Annotated in this window: 19 protein-coding genes; 7 read left to right on the top strand and 12 right to left on the bottom strand. The window is 59.5% G+C overall.

Translation table 11 applies throughout. From position 1 onward, the window contains the following. Positions 1-56 precede the first annotated feature (56 nt). Entirely contained in the window at positions 57-962 is a 906-nt protein-coding gene (locus tag PARACOCCUSGL_RS0115925) for a hypothetical protein (RefSeq protein WP_010398672.1), read from the bottom strand. A gap of 39 nt (positions 963-1,001) precedes the next feature. On the opposite strand from PARACOCCUSGL_RS0115925, the gene PARACOCCUSGL_RS0115920 reads away from it, so the two are divergent. Next, positions 1,002-1,592 carry a hypothetical protein gene (locus PARACOCCUSGL_RS0115920; protein WP_010398670.1) on the top strand — a complete coding sequence of 197 codons (591 nt, stop codon included), beginning with the start codon at positions 1,002-1,004 and terminating at the stop codon, positions 1,590-1,592. A 63-nt stretch (positions 1,593-1,655) separates the two neighbouring features. On the opposite strand, the gene PARACOCCUSGL_RS0115915 is transcribed toward PARACOCCUSGL_RS0115920, so the two are convergent. Further along, complete coding sequence (locus tag PARACOCCUSGL_RS0115915; protein WP_010398669.1) at positions 1,656-2,060, bottom strand: single-stranded DNA-binding protein; 405 nt, start codon at positions 2,058-2,060, stop codon at positions 1,656-1,658. 443 nt (positions 2,061-2,503) lie between these two features. Here PARACOCCUSGL_RS0115915 and PARACOCCUSGL_RS0115910 point away from each other — a divergent pair, with 443 nt between their 5' ends. Continuing rightward, the gene (locus tag PARACOCCUSGL_RS0115910) at positions 2,504-2,824 is read left to right on the top strand and encodes an H-NS family nucleoid-associated regulatory protein (RefSeq protein WP_010398667.1); all 321 of its coding nucleotides are present in this window, start codon (positions 2,504-2,506) and stop codon (positions 2,822-2,824) included. 600 nt (positions 2,825-3,424) lie between these two features. Here the strand turns inward: PARACOCCUSGL_RS0115910 and PARACOCCUSGL_RS22205 are convergent. From PARACOCCUSGL_RS22205 to PARACOCCUSGL_RS0115865, 7 genes are all read right to left on the bottom strand, one after another. Beyond that, positions 3,425-3,589 (bottom strand): hypothetical protein, encoded by a 165-nt coding sequence (locus PARACOCCUSGL_RS22205; RefSeq protein ID WP_010398665.1) that lies wholly within the window; start codon positions 3,587-3,589, stop codon positions 3,425-3,427. 391 nt (positions 3,590-3,980) lie between these two features. Then, on the bottom strand, positions 3,981-4,454 hold the full coding sequence (locus tag PARACOCCUSGL_RS0115900; RefSeq protein WP_010398661.1) for a hypothetical protein: 474 nt from the start codon (positions 4,452-4,454) through the stop codon (positions 3,981-3,983). Between the two features lie 99 nt (positions 4,455-4,553). Next, the gene (locus tag PARACOCCUSGL_RS0115895) at positions 4,554-6,746 is read right to left on the bottom strand and encodes a ParB/RepB/Spo0J family partition protein (RefSeq protein ID WP_010398657.1); all 2,193 of its coding nucleotides are present in this window, start codon (positions 6,744-6,746) and stop codon (positions 4,554-4,556) included. A 150-nt stretch (positions 6,747-6,896) separates the two neighbouring features. Next, the gene (locus PARACOCCUSGL_RS20740) at positions 6,897-8,075 is read right to left on the bottom strand and encodes a helix-turn-helix domain-containing protein (RefSeq protein WP_050804210.1); all 1,179 of its coding nucleotides are present in this window, start codon (positions 8,073-8,075) and stop codon (positions 6,897-6,899) included. A 211-nt stretch (positions 8,076-8,286) separates the two neighbouring features. Continuing rightward, complete coding sequence (gene repB, locus PARACOCCUSGL_RS0115875; protein ID WP_029372472.1) at positions 8,287-9,261, bottom strand: plasmid partitioning protein RepB; 975 nt, start codon at positions 9,259-9,261, stop codon at positions 8,287-8,289. Continuing rightward, entirely contained in the window at positions 9,251-10,453 is a 1,203-nt protein-coding gene (gene repA / locus PARACOCCUSGL_RS0115870; RefSeq protein ID WP_232209676.1) for a plasmid partitioning protein RepA, read from the bottom strand. Before repA ends, repB begins: the two co-directional genes overlap by 11 nt. 449 nt (positions 10,454-10,902) lie before the next feature. Further along, positions 10,903-11,787 (bottom strand): recombinase family protein, encoded by an 885-nt coding sequence (locus PARACOCCUSGL_RS0115865; protein WP_029372457.1) that lies wholly within the window; start codon positions 11,785-11,787, stop codon positions 10,903-10,905. 230 nt (positions 11,788-12,017) lie between these two features. Here PARACOCCUSGL_RS0115865 and PARACOCCUSGL_RS0115860 point away from each other — a divergent pair, with 230 nt between their 5' ends. After that, the gene (locus tag PARACOCCUSGL_RS0115860) at positions 12,018-13,085 is read left to right on the top strand and encodes a hypothetical protein (RefSeq protein WP_369750425.1); all 1,068 of its coding nucleotides are present in this window, start codon (positions 12,018-12,020) and stop codon (positions 13,083-13,085) included. 44 nt (positions 13,086-13,129) lie between these two features. Here PARACOCCUSGL_RS0115860 and PARACOCCUSGL_RS0115855 read toward each other — a convergent pair whose 3' ends face one another. The 3 genes from PARACOCCUSGL_RS0115855 to PARACOCCUSGL_RS0115845 all read right to left on the bottom strand — a co-directional run bounded on the left by PARACOCCUSGL_RS0115855 (position 13,130) and on the right by PARACOCCUSGL_RS0115845 (position 16,226). Further along, positions 13,130-14,332 (bottom strand): Fic family protein, encoded by a 1,203-nt coding sequence (locus PARACOCCUSGL_RS0115855; RefSeq protein ID WP_010398645.1) that lies wholly within the window; start codon positions 14,330-14,332, stop codon positions 13,130-13,132. Positions 14,333-14,488: 156 nt separating this feature from the next. Then, positions 14,489-15,331, bottom strand: coding sequence for a hypothetical protein (locus tag PARACOCCUSGL_RS0115850; RefSeq protein ID WP_010398644.1), 843 nt, complete (start codon positions 15,329-15,331; stop codon positions 14,489-14,491). Between the two features lie 238 nt (positions 15,332-15,569). Beyond that, entirely contained in the window at positions 15,570-16,226 is a 657-nt protein-coding gene (locus PARACOCCUSGL_RS0115845) for a hypothetical protein (RefSeq protein ID WP_010398642.1), read from the bottom strand. A gap of 651 nt (positions 16,227-16,877) precedes the next feature. Here PARACOCCUSGL_RS0115845 and PARACOCCUSGL_RS0115840 point away from each other — a divergent pair. The 4 genes from PARACOCCUSGL_RS0115840 to PARACOCCUSGL_RS0115825 all read left to right on the top strand — a co-directional run bounded on the left by PARACOCCUSGL_RS0115840 (position 16,878) and on the right by PARACOCCUSGL_RS0115825 (position 19,334). Beyond that, positions 16,878-18,029: a helix-turn-helix transcriptional regulator gene (locus PARACOCCUSGL_RS0115840; protein ID WP_010398641.1), complete on the top strand. Its 1,152-nt coding sequence runs from the start codon at positions 16,878-16,880 to the stop codon at positions 18,027-18,029. Further along, complete coding sequence (locus tag PARACOCCUSGL_RS0115835; protein WP_010398640.1) at positions 18,029-18,346, top strand: DUF4258 domain-containing protein; 318 nt, start codon at positions 18,029-18,031, stop codon at positions 18,344-18,346. Before PARACOCCUSGL_RS0115840 ends, PARACOCCUSGL_RS0115835 begins: the two co-directional genes overlap by 1 nt. 25 nt (positions 18,347-18,371) lie before the next feature. Then, a complete protein-coding gene (locus PARACOCCUSGL_RS0115830; RefSeq protein ID WP_010398637.1) occupies positions 18,372-18,797 on the top strand; it encodes a hypothetical protein in 426 nt (141 codons plus the stop codon). Between the two features lie 72 nt (positions 18,798-18,869). Continuing rightward, on the top strand, positions 18,870-19,334 hold the full coding sequence (locus PARACOCCUSGL_RS0115825; protein WP_010398635.1) for an NERD domain-containing protein: 465 nt from the start codon (positions 18,870-18,872) through the stop codon (positions 19,332-19,334). The last annotated feature ends 160 nt before the right edge of the window (positions 19,335-19,494 follow it).

Raw genomic sequence — 19,494 nt, 5'->3', positions numbered from 1 at the left:
TTGGGTTCACAATGGCGAATTAGAGCAAAGCGGCAGTGTCCGAGGCCTGCGGGGGGTCATCGGTTTTGGCTGTACTGGACGTCGCCCAAGACACGTACGACGAGCACGCTGGCCTTGTGCGCGGCGTAGGCCTGCTGGCGCGTGGATGGCGTCTTCGGGTCGTTATAGCGGACACCAGCGCCGCATTGGATGTCCGCAAGGAGGTGCTTGAGGTTCATGCCGGGGGCAGAGAAGGCAAGTGCGTCGTGCAACTCCATCAGGTCGTGAACCCGTTTGACCGGGACGTCCCCGACCAGCGTGATCAGGCCCTTCATGAACTTCTCGGTCATCTGAAGAGATGCCCATCTCGCGTGTCCCCAGTTCGGTGACTGACTGGTCATGTTCGCAACGGCGGCAGCCCAGTCATCCTCGGCGGCAGCGAACATAGGGTCAGCCTTGCGGAAACGGTCGAATGCCTTGCGAACGTCGAGGCCCACCACGAAAAGCCCATAGACCTCGTTCAGGTCATCATCCGAGAAATGCTGAAGGCGGGCCTCCGTGATGCCGGTAAGGGAGGCGCAAGCGTTGATGTCCAGAACCTTCGTCCCGATCCTTTTGCCAGTCTCCTTCGGCAACTCGCGCTTCACCCCAATAACCGCCATCCCGTAGATCAACGGAATTCTCATCTCCCAGATGTCCTCATCCGCGAGGACCGCGACCTTGGCCTTCTCAGAGAAATCGGTCTTGATCAGGTCGCCGTAGACCTCTTCGTACCAGCGGTGGATGCGGTCGGTGTATACGCTGGTGGCGGCCAGTTCTTCAGGTGCACCGGGAGGGAGCTTCGCAATCGGAAGACTGATGCGGAACCTATTTCCGAACTCGATCACCGCCATGATGGGGCGCGAGTGTGGCGGTATTGCCTTCTCCTTGAGCGACTGGTCGATCTCGCGCAGGATGGGTGTGATGTCGTCAGGTATTTGCATGATGCGATGCTACCCACGGTGGTGGGAAAGGGAAACAGGATGCTGCCATTTTTCCGTCGAAAAGCCGAACCGAACCCGGGCGGTGACTGGTGGACTGACGCCTTCACGCAGGAGGAACGCGCGACCATCGAAGGGGTCTTCGCGCCACTCGGCGGAGGCACTGCGGAAAGCCTTGCGCGGTCGACCAACCCCAACAGCCTCGGCACGCTGGCGGAATACCTGAAGAAGGAGCACCTGCGCCATCTGGGGTACAAGCTGCTAGATCGGGCGGACACGCTGGTGAACGAGAACGTCCCGGTTCTTGACCTGCACTTCTACTTTGCGGTCAGGGGTGGGTTCTATTACCGGTGGCGGGATCACGATCCATTCGCCTTGGACGAGGCAGTGACGAGTTTCCAGCGCCAGATCGGCCTCGGGGCTAATGTCGCCCGGTTCTTCCGCGAGGACAAGAACTGGGGCTTCATCCCTGCCCACGCGGGCTACCGGCAGCTTCGCATCATCGAAGAGAAGCGCGGCAACTGGACCTTGGCGAGGGCGCTCTGCAAGCAAGCGAAAGCCGAGGGCTGGGCAGATGACTGGGACCACCACATCGGTAGGATCGACAAGAAGCTGGCGGCGATGAAGACGTAAGGCTGAAGTTTAACAGACCCAGCGGGTTTCCCCGCCGGGCCCGAGGGGGAGACCCCGTTCTTTTCAGAACGGGATCTCGTCGTCGCGGTCGACCAATTCGGGGTTTTCGTTCTCGGCCGACTTCGGGCGGCTCAGGAAGTCGACCTTCTCGGCGATGATCTCGCAGCCGTAGCGATCGGTGCCGGTTGCGTCGGTCCACTTCGTGTAGTGGATGCGACCGTGGACGAGGACCTTCATGCCTTTTTCGCAGTGCTCGGCGACCGTCTTGCCGAGACCGTTGAAGCAGGTGATGCGGTGCCATTCGGTGTCCATGACCCGGTAGCCGTTCTCGTCACGCAGCACTCGGCCTTCGGACAAGCGGGGGCGCGAGGTGGCCAGGGTGAAGTTGGTAATCTTGGTGCCGCTCTGAGTGGCGCGCACTTCGGGCTTCTGACCGATGTTGCCGGCGAGGATGACGATGTTTTGCATGTTGAGCTCCTGTGTTTCCTGTCCCTGGGACCGTCCCTTCGACAAGACCCGAAAGAAGCCTGTCGGGTGAGGCGTGCACGGCTGGGCCATCAGACCAGACGGAAACCCCCAGAGGTCTGGGGTGGAGCGGGCAGGTGCAGCGTTTCCAGAGAAACGCTAGCCAACACGGCCCGGAATGACGCGGGGTTGCGCGCAAGAGGCCGAACAGGCTTAGGGGATTGTCAGTCGAAGGGATGGCGCCGGGGATGGGAGCGACCTGGGCCCCTTGCAGAACGAAGACCTTCGTTGCCATTGCAACAGGACTGAAGCCTTCGAACCGCACTGCAGCCCTGCGGTAGATCACCCAACCCCCCTGCCCTTCCACGCAGCCTTTGCCCGAAGGCAGTTGCGATGCGATGACTTGGCGGCTATCCGGGATGGATCATTCCGGATACGAGGCAAGCATGGCTGATTTTAATCTCAAGGCACTGTCGCTGAAAGAACTGCGTCAATTGCACAAGGACCTCGCCAAGGCGATTTCCACTTATGAGGACCGCCACAAAGCCGAAGCCCGCGCAAAGCTGGACGCGATCGCCAAAGAGATGGGCTATTCCCTGGCCGACCTGATCGGCACCGAGGTGAAACCCACCCGTGCGCCCGTCATCGCGAAATACCGCCATCCAGAAAACCCGAGCCTCACCTGGTCTGGTCGTGGGCGTAAACCGCTTTGGTTTGTGGCAGCCCTGGATGCAGGCAAAACGCCTGAGGATTTGGCAATCGGCTGAACCTGACCTGGGTTTCAGGGGCAGACGTCCGGATCATGCGTCTGGCCGGACAGCACGTACAAAATGCGTCGGAATACCCTGCCAATCGCAAATCTGCCGGGCGGCCTGTTCTGCTGTGCTTGCCCAGGTGCGGACTGTCCAATCTGAACCAGCATCGCCAGGAAGAGTCACGACGAAGGCGCGCACAGCAGTTGCCTCGGCGGCGCTATCCCCCTGAGCCATCGTCGGCAATGCCTGCCAATCGGAATACCGCCGCGCCTCAGACCCTTGCGCCTTGCAGGCGGAACAGAAACAAGACTGGCCCCCATCCGCCCTTGAACCGATAAAGCCCGCCTGTTCACCACATTCATGGCCGTAGCTGCCGGGCTCAGCATTGGTGCAACGCGGCCATATCCGCGAGCTGCCCCTCGGTGAGGGGGCATAGCCCGTGGGGAAGCCGTAGGGGAAACAGGTCATGGACATGCCTAAACTCCTTTTTGTTTTTATGCAGGGGTGCTGACCATCGTCCGCGCGTTTTGCCGTGCGGCCGGAATGGCAGACAGGCGAAAGGCCCGGAGGCGCGTTCGCGCCGTGCCCGGGCCTTCTTAAAGACCGTGGGCATTACGCCCACGGGTCGTGCTCAGCCACGACCAAAACCTCGTCCCCATCGATTTCATCGGCGGGGACGGCACCATAGGTTCCATCCCCTGCCTGAAAGACCACGATGGAGACCATGAGCGTGGCTGCGAGGCTGGCGGCGAAGGCGTGTGCATCTTTGCGGGACATTTGTTTTGGCTCCTGCCGGGAGGCGAGGGACCATCCCCCGCGCTGACAGGAACCCGCAGGCCCAAAGACGGTCTGACATCACCGGGTGCGTTCGGGCTTGCCCCGAATCCGGCCGGCGGCACGGGCTTGCCCCGTAGTCCGAGCCCTTGTGGCTTGATCTCGAAGACTGGATTTGGGCCAAGGAAGGGACTGGCAAGCGGGGGATGGTTCTTTGACACAAGGAGCCGAATTGTCCCGCTGATGCTCACCCAGCCTGCCTTGCAGTCATGCTTTTGGTTGACCGAGGCCTTACTGGGGATGAAGCCTTTGGTGCCCCGCGCAGATGCGCGGGACAGGTTGGTGCTGGATGAGAGGCCCGCGTGCGGCGGGCCCCCTTGGTCACTGAGAAGGCTCAGGCGGCGATACCCGCCTCCCCTGCCCCATCGTCGTCCTCAGCTCCGACGATCTCGAACCGCGCGTTGCGATAGCCCTCCTTGGCAATCCAAAGCTCTGCCGCATGGACCGATACAGCCAAATGCAACAGCTCGGTGCTGCCCCCGAAATCCAAGAGTACGCGGACCTGCCCCACCTTGGGCTCCTCGACCAGTTCAAAGCTGAGATGGCTGTCCGCCGAGTGGCTGCGCATGATTGTCACGAGGATGACCCCGTTCGAGGAAAAGTTGCCCTCATGCAGCGTGAAGGACGCCGGAGCCGTCCAGGTCGGATAAGGCCGCGGCGGTTCCTTCTTCACCAGACGGCCAACACCGTTGGATCTTTCCCAGGCTGCCAACTTCTTGGTGAAGCGTGCAGGCGGTTTGGGGCTGCCGTCGGTGTAACGTATGAGCGCGCCCAAGGGCGCTTGGTCGATTATTGTGTTTGCGGACATGATTCCTCATCCTGAATGCGAGGATTCGCACTCATCATATTGATATTGTTGTGTTTTATGGTGGTTGAGGGCGGGTTTCCCCGCCCTCGGGGGCTCAGATCACTCCGCAGCCATCATCGCGGCGCTTTCCATCGGCAAATCTGCCATCAGGAAGGCGGGCAAGTCGATTTCCTCGACGTTGTCCTGATCGCCCAAGACTTCTTCGCTCAAAGCCCCCTGCCCTTCTGCAGCGCCATCATCGTCCAAACCGGCAAGATCACTGCGCCGAAGAACCTCCGGCAACCAACGGCTGCCCTTGAGCAAGCGCTCGGCTTCCGTCGCCATCTCACCTTTCTTCAGGTGGTCGAGCAGCTGTGCGGTGCCCTCCCCCATCGCCTCACGCACGGCCTCAAGAATACGCGCCTTGGGAACCCGATTCAGATAGTTGTCTGCCGTCGGCTCCCAGCCTGCCGCGACCATGTCGAGATCGACGGCTTCAGCCACAATCTCCGACTGCGCCATACGGCGGTTCAACCCGCTGGCCGAGATGCCGGCACCGTAAGGGTTCACCTTCTCATGCAGCGCGTTGATCCCGAAGCTCAGGCAATGCGCCAGCAGTGACAATCGGCTGGCCTGATCGAGGGCTGAGAGATAGTCCCAAAGCACGGCATCGTCGCCAAGCGGCAGATCGGCCTCCCAGGCAGAATGACGATCGTCCACGGCCTTGGCCACCGGACTGTCCTTCAGATCAGGCGCTTGAGCCGACATGTAGACGGTGCGCACAGAAGCCTCCAAGCAACTGCCCGAAGCCCCGGAACTGCGGAAGGTGTCATTGACGAGCTTCATGAGCAGCAGCGTCAAGGCCACGTCGGGCGAACGCCCAATCGCCTCGCGCAATGCAAGGGTGCGATGTGCAGTCAGCTCCATGACCAGACGCTCCGGCAAAGGCTTCAATGCGCCATCATCCTCGTCGTCGGGAAGACCGGCGCTGAACGGCTGGCTGCCGAAAGTGATGACGGTGGCCGCAGATGCGCCAACTGGAAGCTGATAGGCGGAGACACTGCCATCGGCCCCCTGCCCTTCCGCACTCAGCTCATCGCCGAAGTTGGCCACGGTTTCTTCGCGAGGCTCATCCTCCGGCCGGACATATCCGCGATAGACAGCCAGGTTGCCATCTCGATCCAGCGTTACGAAGACCCCGGCGCGGACAACCTCTGCCGCATCAAAGATCAGCGGACGCTGCTCGAAGGCTTCCATGGTAGCTTCCAACTCACCAAGCCGGGTGTCGATCTCTTCGGGGTATTCGTCCTGACCAGAATATTCCTCTTCCAGTGCGCGATACTCCGCAAGCAGCCTGGCGTGGTCTGCAGCTTCATCCGCGCTGAGTGGCGAAGGATCGCCAACAAGACGCCGCAGACCGTGGCTGTAGCCGTAGGGCAGGTCGGTTGACACCTCGATCCACTTCCAACCTTCAGCAGCAATTGCCTGCGCCCCGGCTTGCAGCTTGTCCGTGACCAAACGGTCGAGCAGGGCAGGGTCCTCCAACCAGCCACCATCATCGCCTTGGAAGAGATCGCGCAGGACAACGCCACCCGCCGCCTCATAGACATCAACACCGACAAACACCGCACGCCGATCCGAGGCCCGCACAGAGGTCTCAGTCAACATGCGCCGGATCGAATAGGGCTCCTTGTTCCACGAGTTCTTCACCGCATCCCAGACCTGAACTTGACGCCCGGGATCCGGGTTCACAGTGAAGGCCATCAGCTGTTCCAGCGTCATGCCATCCTCGGCATAGACGTCCAGAAGGGCAGGGGCCACGGACGCAAGTCTCAGCCGCTGCTTCACGATCTGTGGGGTCACGAAGAAGGCCGCCGCGATTGCCTCTTCGCCCTGACCCTTGTCGCGCAAAGCAACAAAGGCGCGGAACTGATCGAGCGGGTGCAAGGCAACCCGCTGCATGTTCTCAGCCAAGGAGTCGTCCTCGGCCAGAACATCTGATGTCACATCGCGCAACACACAAGGCACAGGTGCGGTCTTCGCCAAACGCTTCTGCTTCACCAGCAACGACAGCGCTTGAAAGCGTCGACCGCCAGCAGGGATCTCAAACTTTCCGGTCTCGATGCCATCGGCATCCAACACAGGCCGCACGCTCAGGCCTTGCAACAAGCCACGGCGGGCGATGTCCTCGGCCAACTCTTCAACCGACACACCGGCCTTGATACGTCGGACGTTGGACTGGCTCAGCACCAGCTTGTCAAAGGGGATGTCCCTAGAGGACGACAGGGTGATCTTCTGGGCAGCTTGGGCCATCAGGTCTTCTCCACGACGGGCGCCGGGAGCCACTCTCCCGATCTCACTTCCCGTCACCCTCAAACCAACCATTCTCTCACTTTCCTACTGGACATAGGTGGCAACGACAGCGCGCCTGACCCGCAGGGCGGCGCGTTTTAGGTTGGTAATCTATGTGCCAACGCAAAGTTGGCCATGGCCAACTCTTGGCTTGGTGCAACCGGCTAGGATCCTCGATAGGTAGCTATCAGGGCTTTTGACCTGGTCGATCTTGCAGGCCATTTGATCTGCCACCTGAATGGCTTCTGCCAGGCCAAGCAAAGTCACCGCCCTACCCAACAGAGCGCTGTCTATTCTCAGCATCCTTCCAAATTCAAATAGCAGCTGTAGGAGGCCGTGTTCTGTGGTGGGGTGGTCTGGATAAAAGGCCGGGATTTCGGTCAAGCAAGCCCACAGCTCTTTCATCGAGCGCGGTAAGGTTTTTTTTGTATATGATTTTTGAGTCTCTTTGTGCCGGACATTTTGTCCGTCTGAGGCGGTCGTTTTCTTCGAGTTAGAAGACGGTGCTTGTTCTTGGCGTTGTTCGTGTTCCGGATCGTTGGCCGTGGCCAACTCTTCCAAATGCGGTACGCTTGGAGTGACTACCTTACTCTGCAGGATGCATTTAAGTCTGCTGATTACGCTGCTTGCCTGAAGTACAGTTACTCCGGTTCGACGCATAACGTTGCGGGCAGCTTCGACGAACTCTAAGGCCTCGCCTTGCAGGCAAAGGGAGAGGCATTCACCGCGCAGTTTTTGGATGTAGGCTTTCATGCCTCGAAGTTCGTCGGCTTCCTGACGATGTTTCTGAGACAGTGCAAGGATTTCGCCAGACCGTATGAGCAGGGGCGACAGGTCGATGCCAAACGCGCCGATGACTTTACCGTTGCGCATAATTGGGAATCGTTTGCCGTTGGAGCTGTCACGCCGTTGGATCAGCTTCGCAGCTTCAAGCTTCTCAAGGTGCCGCCGAAGTTGCCTGTCCGTTATGCCTTTCGCGCGAAAACATAAAGTGTCGTTGCAAGCGAACACGGTCAGCAGGGTGAGTGGCGTGATTGGGCTGTCATTCCCGGTTTTCGGATCGTTGCAGGGAAGGCAGCTCAAGAGTGCGTCAAGCACAACGACTGAAGACGGTCGCAGGCCGAGTGCGCGACTTGTGGTGTTGACGGCCGCCATGAGCGCGCGCCGCGTTACAGGTGCAAAGTTTGGCTGCTGTTCGATCGTGCCAATACCGGCGAAAGAATCGAAGATTGAAGGCGCACAACTCAACTGTGCCTCGACCTCGATGGTCGTGACTGCTTCTTGTTCCATCTGTTTTCAGACAGCAAAAGGATACCGGTCACCGAAATCGGTGTTGCAGTGATTCGATTTTTTGGGTACCAATAGATTGCGAGTAAATCGGGACCCTCTGGAGTGCTTCACCGCCTTCGGGGGGTTTCTTTTTGCGCTACGTCTGCCTCCTTTTTGATTGTTTCTTGCCTGTTTGATTAGGGTTGACCATGGCCAACCCTATAAAGATCAATCACTTAACCGTTTCGGCGTCATGATTTTCTTTCCACTCCTGGTAGAGGCGCTCAAGCTGCGTCTCCACGAAGTTGATGAACCCGCGCTCCTTTTTGTCGGAAACCTCGATCAAAAGACGTTGGCCTTTGGACCTGAAAGCCACCGAAGTTGCGGGCATCTTGTTGAGCGGGGCAGGGGAGGGGCCCTTGGCGGCAGACTCCGCTGCGTTCTGCTGTGCATCCGCAACCTTCTGCAGCGCATCGATGACAGCGCTGAGCTTCTCTGCCGCAGTGCCTTCTTCAGGAACAAGCAAAAGGACAGAACTGTCTGAAGGGGCGTTTTCGGTTTTGACCAGACGACGCAGTTCCAGCCATGGGCGACGGCCTGCTTCATGCGCGGCGCCAATTTTGTAGATCACTGCGTCGGGCACGTCTCGGGCAACGCCAATCAGTTTGCTTAGCGTTCCCTTGTCGACAGCTAGCACATCGCCGATCTCGGCCCGGGTGAAGCCCTGGTCCTCTAGTTTGGTGGCGAAAATGGCTTGTTCGATGAAGCTGCGTTCTAGGCGCGCAGAGTTTTCCAGGGCCTGTGAGACAAGCGCCTCACGGTGGTCCATCTCCTTGACATAAGCCTTGACCTTGATCCCAAGCACGCGGCACGCGGCAATTCTGCGGCGTCCGTAAACCACCTCATAGCGAGGGCCAGGGCCACGGCGATAGCGGAGCAGTGCAGGGAGCTGTTGTCCTGATGTCCTGATGGACTCGATCAGATCATCAAGCCCTTCGGATACGTCAAAACGATCCGCGATTTCAGAATCGCCGATCTCATTGACATCCACGTCCTGGGCCGCTTGTGCCGAGACCTGAGAAAGGACGTCTGACATGCTCTTCAGGGAACGAGGCGAGCTTTCGTCCACCTTCGACCCGGCCTCGGCAGCAACCAAAGGCTTTGAGCCCATTTGTGCTAGGCTCTTGGCAAGAAGATCACGCTTCATTTGTGCCCCCTCGACCCCATGCTGACTGGATCATCTTTTCAATGTCATTTGAAAAGCTCATCACCGACTCTAGGGCTCGCTCATAAGTCTTTCGGTTCTTGGTCGTAGCGAGGTCCACTTCGAAGATTGTCTTCTGCGAAAGGCCGGCCTCGCTAACCGCCGAAGACTTCACGAAGGGCGTCTTGATCACACTGTCGCCTAGCAATTGCCTGAGCCATTCAGACAAGTCCTGCTGCGTGCTGATAGCGGTGTCGAAGCGCGTCAGGAGGTAGGCGAAATTGTCATACGCGCCGATGCCACCGTTCGAGTACAGGACTTCCAACACGCCCGACGCCATCGTCAGGAACTGGCTGGCCGAGGCCAGATCGACACGCTCAGGGATGATGGTCATGAGAAGCGACGTCGATGCACAGACCGCCGCCATCGTCAGATAGCCAAGCTGAGGCGGGCAGTCGATTAAAACGATGTCATAATCGTCTTCAACCTGTCGTAGCGAGTCGCGGATGCGATTGAAGAAGACGGGTTGTTCGCCACGGCTCAGCGCGGTTGGAGTTTCGGTTTCGAATTCCGAGAGCATGATCCCGCCGGGAACTAGATCCAGGTTCGGGAAGTAGGTCTTGCGCAAAACGTCCACGATAGGCACCCGGGACGTTTCGCCATCGTTGTAGCGAATTGCATCATACAGCGTTCCGCCGTGACGGAAGTCGATCTCTGGCTGGTATCCAAAGAAGGTCGTCAGTGAGGCCTGAGGGTCTGCATCGACCAAACACACACGGTATCCACGCAGGGCGAGCCTCATCCCGAGAGTCACGGTGGTCGTAGTTTTGCTGGATCCGCCCTTGAAGTTGACGGTTGACCAGATCTGAAGCTTGTCACCTTGTCGCCGTCCGGGAAGGAACTGAAACGGATCTTTTGCATTCTGAGCCAGAATGTTGCGGATCTGGAGAATGTTCTCGGCGGAATAAAGGCGCTTGTTACCCGGTCCCTGTTCGACTTCTGGAATTCTGCCGTCGAAATGCGCCTTGCGCAGATAGCCGTCGCTCACCCGCAACAACTCTCCGACCTCTGCGCTTGTGAAGGCGCGGAGTGTCTTTTCTTCCTTCGGTGCGAGAAAAAGCTTCGACATATGCTCAAGGGCTTCAGAAAGCCGCTCTGCGTCTGCCTTTAGCTTGTCATGCAACACTTGGTGCATCATCATTCGCCTGTCTCGAGACATCTCTTCAGCGTTACCCGTGATCTGCAGTCAATCGGTGCCAGCAGGAACGCAGTGGACGTCGTTTTCTTAGTTTTCGCGTTACAGATATGACGCCCGTCGGGAAGAAACTCAAGGCAAATCTTGTGTAGTGATCTTGTGCTTTCTGCCGACCATGGCACCATATGATGCGAAGGGGCTAAAGTGACCTGTTAAAGATTGGTTGTAGGAGGTTGTAAAGATTACAGAAAGTGTCGCGAGACTTATCCACAGGACCCGACGCCCTTGAACCCACGCGTGATGCTTGGAAAATCTCTGGCCAGGCTCAGTAACGCTGTAGCAGACCTGACCACGGCAATCGTGTTCGCTTGAGCATCGCAAGCGATTCTTCGTCTAAGCCCGTCGGTTGAATGCCTTTTGGCCTCATGGGCACCGAAAAGCGTTACCTACTACAACAGCCCCAACTTCTTCGCCCGCTCCAAGATCATCTTGACCGATGACGGCTCCCACTTGCTGCGGCCCCTAGGTGTCCGTTCGCGCATGGTCTCCAGCCGGTCGCAGATAGCTTGAAGAGGCATCTCGGGATCTGCGCCTTTGATGCCCGCGACGATGGCGGGTAGGCGATCATCCTTGTCGGATGAGGTGGCGCGGGAAAGGATGGTTTCCGGCAGCAGGCCTTCGCGGACGAAAGTTTTGGCAGCACGGATCAGGCGGGGCAGGGACCAAGGCTGCACCTCGCGCGGCAGGCCTGAATTGACGATGCGCAGCACGTCTTCCCAAGGCAGGCCCGGTCTCAGACGACGCACCTCCGGCATCCATTGGTCGGCATTGGCGTTCAGCTTATGGAAATGGCTTTCCACTCGCGCGGCCCTTGTCTTGCGGATTGCCACGGGATCGCCCGCCTTTAGCCCTGGGTTGCCGCCAACCCGCCCTTCTGCCTTCGCAGATCGCAGCCCGGCCTTGGTGCGCTCGCGTATCAGTGCCCGTTCAAACTCGGCGGCTGCGCCCAGGACCTGCAGGGTAAACTTGCCCTGCGGCGACGCCGTGTCGATCGGATCCTGCAAGGACCGGAAATGCGCGCCTTTCGCCTCCAACCGCTCGATGATTTCCAAGAGGTGAGAAAGCGAGCGGGCAAGGCGGTCGATCCGAACCACGACAAGTGTATCGCCAATGCGCAGTTGATCCAGCACACGCGCCAGAACTGGCCGGGAGCGACTGCCGCCCGAGGCTTGCTCTTCGACAATTTCCACGCAGCCTGCGGAGCGCAACTCCTGAACTTGGGGCAGGGCGGTTTGATCTTCGGTGGAAATACGCGAGTATCCGATGAGTGGCACGGGGCAGGGGGCCTTTTTGCAATTGCGGATGTCAGGAGTAAACGACCGTTTGTAAACGGAGGCAAGGGCGCTCTCTATGGCCGAGGTCAGCGAAAATGCCCTTGGTTTGCTGAGGCTGTGCGCGACCAGACAGATATCGCAGGCAGTCGCGCGCGCGTTCTATATAAGAAGTGCAGCGGCACCCTGAGAAAACCCTTGGGTAATGCGCAAAAAATACGTATTTTGCACATATGAAGTCTCAAGCATCTGTTTCGATGAATAGTTTTGTCGACCCTCTTTCCGGAAGAGAAGAGGCCGAAGAGAGATCGGAAGACGATCTGTGGTTCCTGCCCGGTCCGATCGTCGACGAGCCCGACGATCTGCCGCCAGGGCCAAGAGCGGAGCAGCACGAGACCGTGGTTCTCGATGACTGGCGCAGGGCAGAGGCGGGCCATGCCGCGCGCCTCGCCCGCGTCGCAGGTCGGCTTGGCGCGCTGGATGAACGGCTCAAGCGCGGACCAGTGGGGTGGCGCCACAGGCTGGCCCTGATCGAGGCAGCCGACCTGAGTTGGTTCGCAGGCGACAGGGTTGCGCCAGATCGGTTGGCACTGTGGATCTCGATGCGCCTGTGCGGTGTCCAGGACGACACAGCGGCCCTCGCACGCGTTGGTTGGGCGGTGCGGCGGTTGACGGGCGGACCGAGGCCAGAGATTGACTTGGCCGCCTTCCTGGATCGCCGTGACCCCGAGAACATGGAGCATCAGGTCGAGCCCTTCACGGACCGCGCGGGCGGTTGGCTGGATTTGATGGCGCAAGCTGCCGATCTCCACCCAATCAGCCGCGCCTGCATGGGCTTCCACCTTTGGAGCTTGGCCGGTCTCGGGCAGCACGGAGACAGGATGGAAGCGGCAGTGACAGCCGCCCGGATCGCCGCCGGTGACGGGAGCGGCGCAATCTTTGCGCCACTGGCGATGGGAGGGGCAGGAGGGTTGCGCGCTGGGGGGCCACCGACCGTCCGTCTGGCATGCTGGATCGACGGGATGGAGACCGCCTGCCTGACCGCGATGCGGCAGCTTGACGATACCGAGGCATGGTCGGCGCGAGCAGTGGCCGAGCTGGCATCGCTCTCGGGCAGGACGCCCCCGGCCTTGTGCGCGGTGCTGACCGAGTGGCCACTCGTCTCTGCGCCGATGGCCGAGGCCCTGACTGGCGCTAGCCGCGCCGCCGTCCAGCGCAACCTTGCATGGATGGAGGCGCGGAGGCTGATCCGTGAGGTGACAGGACAGGGGCGGTTCAGGATGTGGAAAGCGACGACCTGAAGACCCCAGTGGCCTGCTGCATGACTTTCTAGTCAGCCGCGTCGCTACTCGGGGATGTCCCCGTCTGCGAACAAGTTCGGGAAAAGGCGCTCCCGGTAGTCGAGAGGGAATGCCAGTCGCACGGGCGTCTTCGGCGAGGCGGATGACAGGTAGCCGGCTGAGGTCAGCTTGCTCAGCGTGTTGCGCGCCGTGCGCTCGGACGTCTTGAGCACGATCGGCGCCTCGCCGCGCTCCAGCGTGCCATAGCGAAGGACCGCCGAGATGAGGTCGGGCGCACGCTTATCGTCGATCGTGTCTTCGACCAACCGCCGGTAGCGTTTCTCCAGACCACCAAGGTCAAAGAGTTTCGCCGAGAAGGTGATCTGATCCAGCGTCACCTTCAGGAACCATTCGCAATAGGTCTTCAGGGCTGCCTCAGACAGATTGCCCCTCCCGTCGCGATCGCCGCGACGGGGGGTATCGGCCATGTCCATCATGCGCTTGTATTCGCCCCGGTCCGCCAGCCCACGTGCCAATCCGCGCGAGACAGACCAAAGCCCCTGACCTCCGATTCCGGCCTCAAGCGCCATCGCATGCGACATCAGCCGGCTGACCCGCCCGTTCCCATCGGGAAACGGGTGGACGTAGTTAAGCCGGTGGTGCGCCGAGGCGATGGCGATGATCCGCCCGCTTGCCGAGCGGGCTGCAATCTGAAACCGCTTGTCGAAGTGATCCATAAAGGCTGCGACCCGACCCGAGGAGGGCGGCAGATGGCGACCGACAGCGACTTCGCTGTCGCCCTCTTGCCGCATGCGCCCCGGAATGATCGGCTCGATCGTACCATCCGGATGTTCGATGCGCCGGAACTCGTCAGGCATTTCCTCGTAGAAGGTCTTGTGAACCCATGTGAGGAAAGCGACGGAGGTAGGCCGGGGCAGCGAGCCTTCCCGATGCATCTTGTCGATCGAACGCTGGACGATGACATGGGCGCGGGCTTCGAGTGCGAGGGGCCGCGTTTCGGCTTCCAATTCGGCCCCGGCGAGGGCGCGCTCGATGTCCCGAGGGCGCGTGTTGTGCCCCTCGATCAGGTTCGAGTAGTAGCAATTCATCACCCTGACCAGGTCAGCCAGTTCGGCCGCGCTGTCCGAGTGCAGACCTTGTCCCAGCCCTGCCGCTTCACGCTGAATCTCGACCGACAGGTCCGCCAGGCTGGCCGGTATGTGCTCTTCAAAGAAGCAAGGTTCGATCCTGCCGGGTGTCTCGATCATTCTTTGCCGATCTTGTGTATAGAGAAGTACTCATACCTATTAGCGCTTTACGGAATGAAGTCCAAGCTTTTGCCGATGTTCGTTGCCGATCACGGATGCCGGTTTCCCCCGCCTAAGCGTTCAGCAATACTGCACCACGACTGGATCGCTCCACCGTCATCGCCCGATCTCGCCTGCCATCACGGCCCTGCCATGAACGGCGAGCGTCGCGGTAAACCTTGGGCAGCCGAACTGCCGGACAACATCGAGAACACGAGCTTCGTAAGCCGCTTGCCCGATGAGCCGACACAGGTCTGAAGCGTGAAACTGCCGGTTGCCACTTGGCGCAGCCTTGATCTGGTCGTGCAACTCCCGCTGCCGTGGATCAGGTGCCCGTTCCGGCGTGGCCGCTGGCTCTTTTCGGCTCACCGTTTCGGGTGAGGTTCGCCACCGGCGCATGAAACCGAGCAGGAACCCGGCCGGAACCTTGTCGTTCCCTCGCGCCAGGTTGAAGGCCAGGAAGCGGTCCCAGATCACCTGCGTGTCGACGTTCCAGCAGGGCAGGGCCGTCTTCGCAGCTTTGATCAGCTCCGCCCAACAGGTTTGGAAGACGTTCGAGCCAGCGACAATAGTGATCTGTCCTGAGAATACAGTTTTGTTATCTTTATCTCTAGATAGTGATGTGTCGCCTGTGCCTGACTCAACATCCTGATCATCCCCGTCTGCGTCAAAGGCCGCAAAACGAAAGAACCAGGGTGCGAACTTGCCGTTTGGCTTCTCTCGCCTCAACTCCAAGTCGGACGCCTCGAGTTCCGCCAGAAGTTCGGTCAGGTACTGGCGCGAGATGCTCATCTTGGATGCGAGATCCGTGAGGGTGAAGGCCGCCGTCCCACGCGACAGCCCGTTGTAGCCCTCCTTCCACGCGAGGGCGTCGAGGATGACTGTTGCCAGCTTGTGGGCGGATACGGACAGCGCTGTCTGTGTGATCCGTCGAAGGATCAGGCCGGTTGTGGTTTCCATGGTCGGTGTCTCCTGGAGAGACGACCCCATGCCGAGAGCAAACAACATTCTTGCCAGCAAAACAACTTTGCCGGTTGCAGAGGTTCGGACAGTGCGCTAGAAGATCCTTGTTCACGGGTTCTTCTAGCACGGCGTCAGGCTTTTCGGTCTGGCGTCGTTTCCCTTTTCGGGTTCGGTGCACAGTCTCCGGTGCAAGGTGTGTCGGAGGCGGGCCTGCCCGATGGAGGCCCGGCCGGGTTCAGTAGCAGACCTCTTCGAAGCCGTAGTTGCCTTCATGATCGCGCCAATCGACGAAGACCGAGCGGTAACTCACCCAGTTGCACTGTCCGGTGTTGGGCAGATCGGAGGCGGGCGGCACCTGGGCGAAGCTGGACCGGGTCCAGTGATAGTCGCCTTGGACCCCGTAGGAGCCGAGGCGCGTAGAGTCAGAGGTGATGCAGTCGCCGTCTCGGTTCCGGCGCTGGCTGAACTGGATGTGAAACACGCGGATGCTGCGGACGAAGTCGAAGGCATCACCCGAGATGTCGATGTCAGCGCGCTCGTCTGACTGGACTCGGACAAGGGGCAGGGGATCTCTCGGGGTGCTGACCTGAGGCGCCTCCTGGAAGGCGATGTCGTAAAGCCGTTCCATCGGCGAGAGCGGGGCAGGGGCGTTGAACGACGCCCCCATCGGGCAACGCCAGATCTGCAAGGGAGGTTCGATCGGCCAAGGCGTGATCCGACGGATGAAGACCGCGCGGGCATGGGCACAAGGCGCCGACGCCGGCCAGCCACCTGCTAGGCAAAGCAAGATGGCGCAGTCGACCTGATAGGCCTGCGCCGGCTCGACCGACCCGACAAGGCTTGATACGGTGATTGCCGCGGCTGCCGCCGCGGTCCGGACACGGTGCTTCATGACGCCGACTCCTGCTATAATGGTGCGGCGATACAAAACAACACTACCGATAGCAAGGAGATTTCAGCGACTAAGCTTGGCGCCGGCAAACTTCACTTCACGCAGGACAGTGCCGCTGTGTACAGCACAACGCTGGAGCGTTCGTCTCAAAGTGCACAGGAGGGGAACGTCTTCGGCCATTAGCGGACACTCTACTATCATCGATGCTGCAAGGTTCCGAAGCGGCCGTTCATTCTATCGCAGAGCATGGCCGCGGCCACTGATGGTGTCGATGCGGACAAACCTGCTGGTCGTTGGCGTGAAGACCCATTTCTGCAATCCCAGCCTTCTTCCAGTTGTCAGTTGGGGCTGCCAAACTCGCTGACCTGCCTCTCCGACCGTCAGACTTCAGCCCCCTGATAGCAAAATGCTGGTCGATCAACTCGGCCCGCGGCTCAGTCGTGGCCGCCCGTGGATGCGATTGCTCGAATCAGTATCCTGCTGAAGCATATTCGACGAGCCTTCATGACATTTTCTGTCTTACGTTCTGTGCGAAGTTTCTTCCATTCGGAACTTACCGGCGAGCAATGGCCGAAATCCCGCCAAAATATGACATCTAACAATATCAAAAAATGTCGGGCACCGTGAGGACAGCTACGGAGGTGTATCAGAATGGCGTTGGATCGGGAAAAGCTCAGAGCTTTGATGAAAGCTCGCGGTGTCACACAGAAGGACATCAAGGAAGCGACAGGCAAGGATGCGCGGACTGTCAGCCGGTGGATGAGTGGCGGGAACGGCCCGAAGGATCGAGATCTCCGCATCATCGCAGAGCTTTTGAGCTGTGAGCCGGTCGCGTTCTACAAGAATTTCGTTGACGTGCCCGATGGGAGGGTGGCCATCCATGCCTCTGTTTCGGTTGCATCGTACAATGCCTTTGAGGTGATGGGGTTACGGTACGCAGTGACGCAGCGCGACATTATCGAGATTGCCCCCGTTCTCTTCTCCATCCTGGCCGGTCATGCCATCCGGGTCCCGGAGCAGGATCTGGATGCTTGGCGGGCTGCAAAGAAGGCCGGTCTGTATGTGCACATCGGTGGTAATGCTGAAGAAGCGGCAGGATTTAACCTTGATCAGCGCGCCGCTGGCCAGCGTAAGTGCTTTGGCATCGCGGCAGAATCTGAAGACGCTACACCTCGCAACCTTTTCGCGGTTGCGCTGCGGCGGTTGTGTCAAGACCTCAAGGGGATCGTGGATGCGACATCCATGCACGAACCCGATGCCGGAACGCCATTGAAGGCCGTCGGCTTCAACGTCGACCCTGAAATCCTGTCGCTTCTTGCAGAAGACGATGCGGAGAGGGTTTCTGACTTTACGACCGGTCGGCTCCGCCTGCCGGCTCGCGAGACCCTAGAGCGTTTCGGCATGCGGGCCGTCGAAGAGGAGGTTCTGCGCCAAGAGAGTGCGCGAGACGCAAAGCTAGCAGAGCTGCGTCAAGAAAGTTTGGGGAAACTGTCCGCCTGGCAAGCAGCCTATGCGGCCGACAACCCTGAGCTGGACGCAGAGTATCAGTTCTTGGCCGCGCGCTACTTCGAGCCGGAGGGGCATATTGCAGAAGGCCTTTCTGCCGAGGAGCGCGATGCTGCCTACGCCGATCCCTTCAATGCAGAGCGTGTGCTGAAGAAGGGTTGTTCCCCTCATTACTTTGGCCTCCTTGGCAAACCGGATCCGGCCGCAGAAGCGCAGGCGCGTCAGGTCGCGCGTCTAGAGGAGCTGGAGCGGCTTCGGCAGGCCAGCAAGCGGACCTTTGACAAGGAGGCTGCGTGATGCAGGTGCAATCAGCCTATCGCTACAGCCGGCACGCCATCTGCCGGCTCGCGCAGCGCGGAGTCTCTGCAGAAGCGATGCGCATTCTGCTGGAACATGGCAGAACCTACAATGCGGGCCAAGGCTGCTCCTATGTTCAACTGTCCAGAGCGGACCTAAGCAGGTTGGCAGCAGAAGGCGCTTCTGAGGGAACATTGCGCAGTCTTGCGCGGCTGCAAGCGGTGGTGAGCGATGAGGGCGAGGTGGTGACCTGCTACCATGCCAGCGACCGCCGTCTTGTCAGCAGCCGTCGCCGCCCCTCGTTCAAATATCACTAAGATCCTCTGGCGTGGAGATTTCCTAATGACCCAGCACGTTCTCATTCTTGAATCGACCAAGTTTCACCATGCGAAGCGCCAATGGCGCATCGAAGTAGGCAGATACACGCTGTTGCGCCTAACCTATGGCCAGACGGGTGGCGCCTTGAAAACAGCAACGGCGTGGGATGGTTGGGGGAGACCCGTCTTTCCGGATCCTGCGCGCCTTATCGAGGCTATGGCAGTCAGTGTCGAAAACCTGGCGGGTCCGCAGGTGGATCTTTGGTTGGATGAGGATGCAAAGGGAAGGCAGTTTCTAGAGTTTAGTGCCACTGCTAGCTTGAGCGACTTCTTTGAAGGTGCTGCGCTTATTGCGGCCGAGATGGCGGCCATTCTGAGTCGACCAGCGCGACTGAATAGCTCTTCTGGACGGCTAGCTTGCGCAAACGGTGCCCTTGTCGCCGCTGCTTGAGTGGCGCCGCCGCGTATTGCATCGATATTTCTCACCATATTTCGGACGAACTACGTCCTTAAGAGAGCAGCCATGCGCATTATCGAACCGCCTCGCGATCAGCACCCCCACCTACGCCAACCTTTGACGGCTGGCGAGCTGCGCGTGCTTGACATGCTGGATGACAAGTTGCCTCCAGAGTGGGAAATTTATCTTCAGCCGTATTTCAACGGGCTGAAGCCTGATTTCGTACTGCTTGAGCCGAATGTGGGGATCGGCGTTATCGAGGTGAAGGACTGGAACCTTGATGCGATGCCCTATTTTGTCAAAGAATACAGTAGCCGGCGGAAAGAGCTTTATGCGACAGGGGCGGATGGCCGTGATTTTCGTGTAGAAAACGGTATATTCCGCTGTCTCGTTCGCGCGCGCCTGAAGCGCGTCGAACGGCGTGGACACGAATGCGGTCAGGGGGATCGCGCCAAGCGCACCTTTGAGAAATTTTCTTCGGTAAACCGAAACATCGTCAGACATTGCCTCTCCTTTCCTGCGATCAGGTGAGCGGAAGTTGTTCCGCAGGCCTTCTCGTGGGCGGTTGGCAGTTTAGCGATATGCTGACGCTCCGGTTACGACCGCGCCGGCAAATCACTCTTGTCAAACGGGTGGGGGTTCAGCTTTGCGCCCAAGGTGTCAGCCCACATTCTCCAAGTAAGTCGCTGAT

Origin of the sequence: Paracoccus sp. TRP, from assembly GCF_000185925.1 — a bacterium.
Lineage (GTDB): Bacteria > Pseudomonadota > Alphaproteobacteria > Rhodobacterales > Rhodobacteraceae > Paracoccus > Paracoccus kondratievae.
This window is presented reverse-complemented; position numbering and strand designations above follow the sequence as displayed.

Coding starts and splice junctions, on each gene's coding strand:
- PARACOCCUSGL_RS0115925 (WP_010398672.1), bottom strand. CDS start 962: ATGCAAATACCTGACGACATCACACCCATCCTGCGCGAGATCGACCAG.
- PARACOCCUSGL_RS0115920 (WP_010398670.1), top strand. CDS start 1,002: ATGCTGCCATTTTTCCGTCGAAAAGCCGAACCGAACCCGGGCGGTGAC.
- PARACOCCUSGL_RS0115915 (WP_010398669.1), bottom strand. CDS start 2,060: ATGCAAAACATCGTCATCCTCGCCGGCAACATCGGTCAGAAGCCCGAA.
- PARACOCCUSGL_RS0115910 (WP_010398667.1), top strand. CDS start 2,504: ATGGCTGATTTTAATCTCAAGGCACTGTCGCTGAAAGAACTGCGTCAA.
- PARACOCCUSGL_RS22205 (WP_010398665.1), bottom strand. CDS start 3,589: ATGTCCCGCAAAGATGCACACGCCTTCGCCGCCAGCCTCGCAGCCACG.
- PARACOCCUSGL_RS0115900 (WP_010398661.1), bottom strand. CDS start 4,454: ATGTCCGCAAACACAATAATCGACCAAGCGCCCTTGGGCGCGCTCATA.
- PARACOCCUSGL_RS0115895 (WP_010398657.1), bottom strand. CDS start 6,746: ATGGCCCAAGCTGCCCAGAAGATCACCCTGTCGTCCTCTAGGGACATC.
- PARACOCCUSGL_RS20740 (WP_050804210.1), bottom strand. CDS start 8,075: ATGGAACAAGAAGCAGTCACGACCATCGAGGTCGAGGCACAGTTGAGT.
- repB (WP_029372472.1), bottom strand. CDS start 9,261: ATGAAGCGTGATCTTCTTGCCAAGAGCCTAGCACAAATGGGCTCAAAG.
- repA (WP_232209676.1), bottom strand. CDS start 10,453: ATGCACCAAGTGTTGCATGACAAGCTAAAGGCAGACGCAGAGCGGCTT.
- PARACOCCUSGL_RS0115860 (WP_369750425.1), top strand. CDS start 12,018: ATGAAGTCTCAAGCATCTGTTTCGATGAATAGTTTTGTCGACCCTCTT.
- PARACOCCUSGL_RS0115855 (WP_010398645.1), bottom strand. CDS start 14,332: ATGATCGAGACACCCGGCAGGATCGAACCTTGCTTCTTTGAAGAGCAC.
- PARACOCCUSGL_RS0115850 (WP_010398644.1), bottom strand. CDS start 15,331: ATGGAAACCACAACCGGCCTGATCCTTCGACGGATCACACAGACAGCG.
- PARACOCCUSGL_RS0115845 (WP_010398642.1), bottom strand. CDS start 16,226: ATGAAGCACCGTGTCCGGACCGCGGCGGCAGCCGCGGCAATCACCGTA.
- PARACOCCUSGL_RS0115840 (WP_010398641.1), top strand. CDS start 16,878: ATGGCGTTGGATCGGGAAAAGCTCAGAGCTTTGATGAAAGCTCGCGGT.
- PARACOCCUSGL_RS0115835 (WP_010398640.1), top strand. CDS start 18,029: ATGCAGGTGCAATCAGCCTATCGCTACAGCCGGCACGCCATCTGCCGG.
- PARACOCCUSGL_RS0115830 (WP_010398637.1), top strand. CDS start 18,372: ATGACCCAGCACGTTCTCATTCTTGAATCGACCAAGTTTCACCATGCG.
- PARACOCCUSGL_RS0115825 (WP_010398635.1), top strand. CDS start 18,870: ATGCGCATTATCGAACCGCCTCGCGATCAGCACCCCCACCTACGCCAA.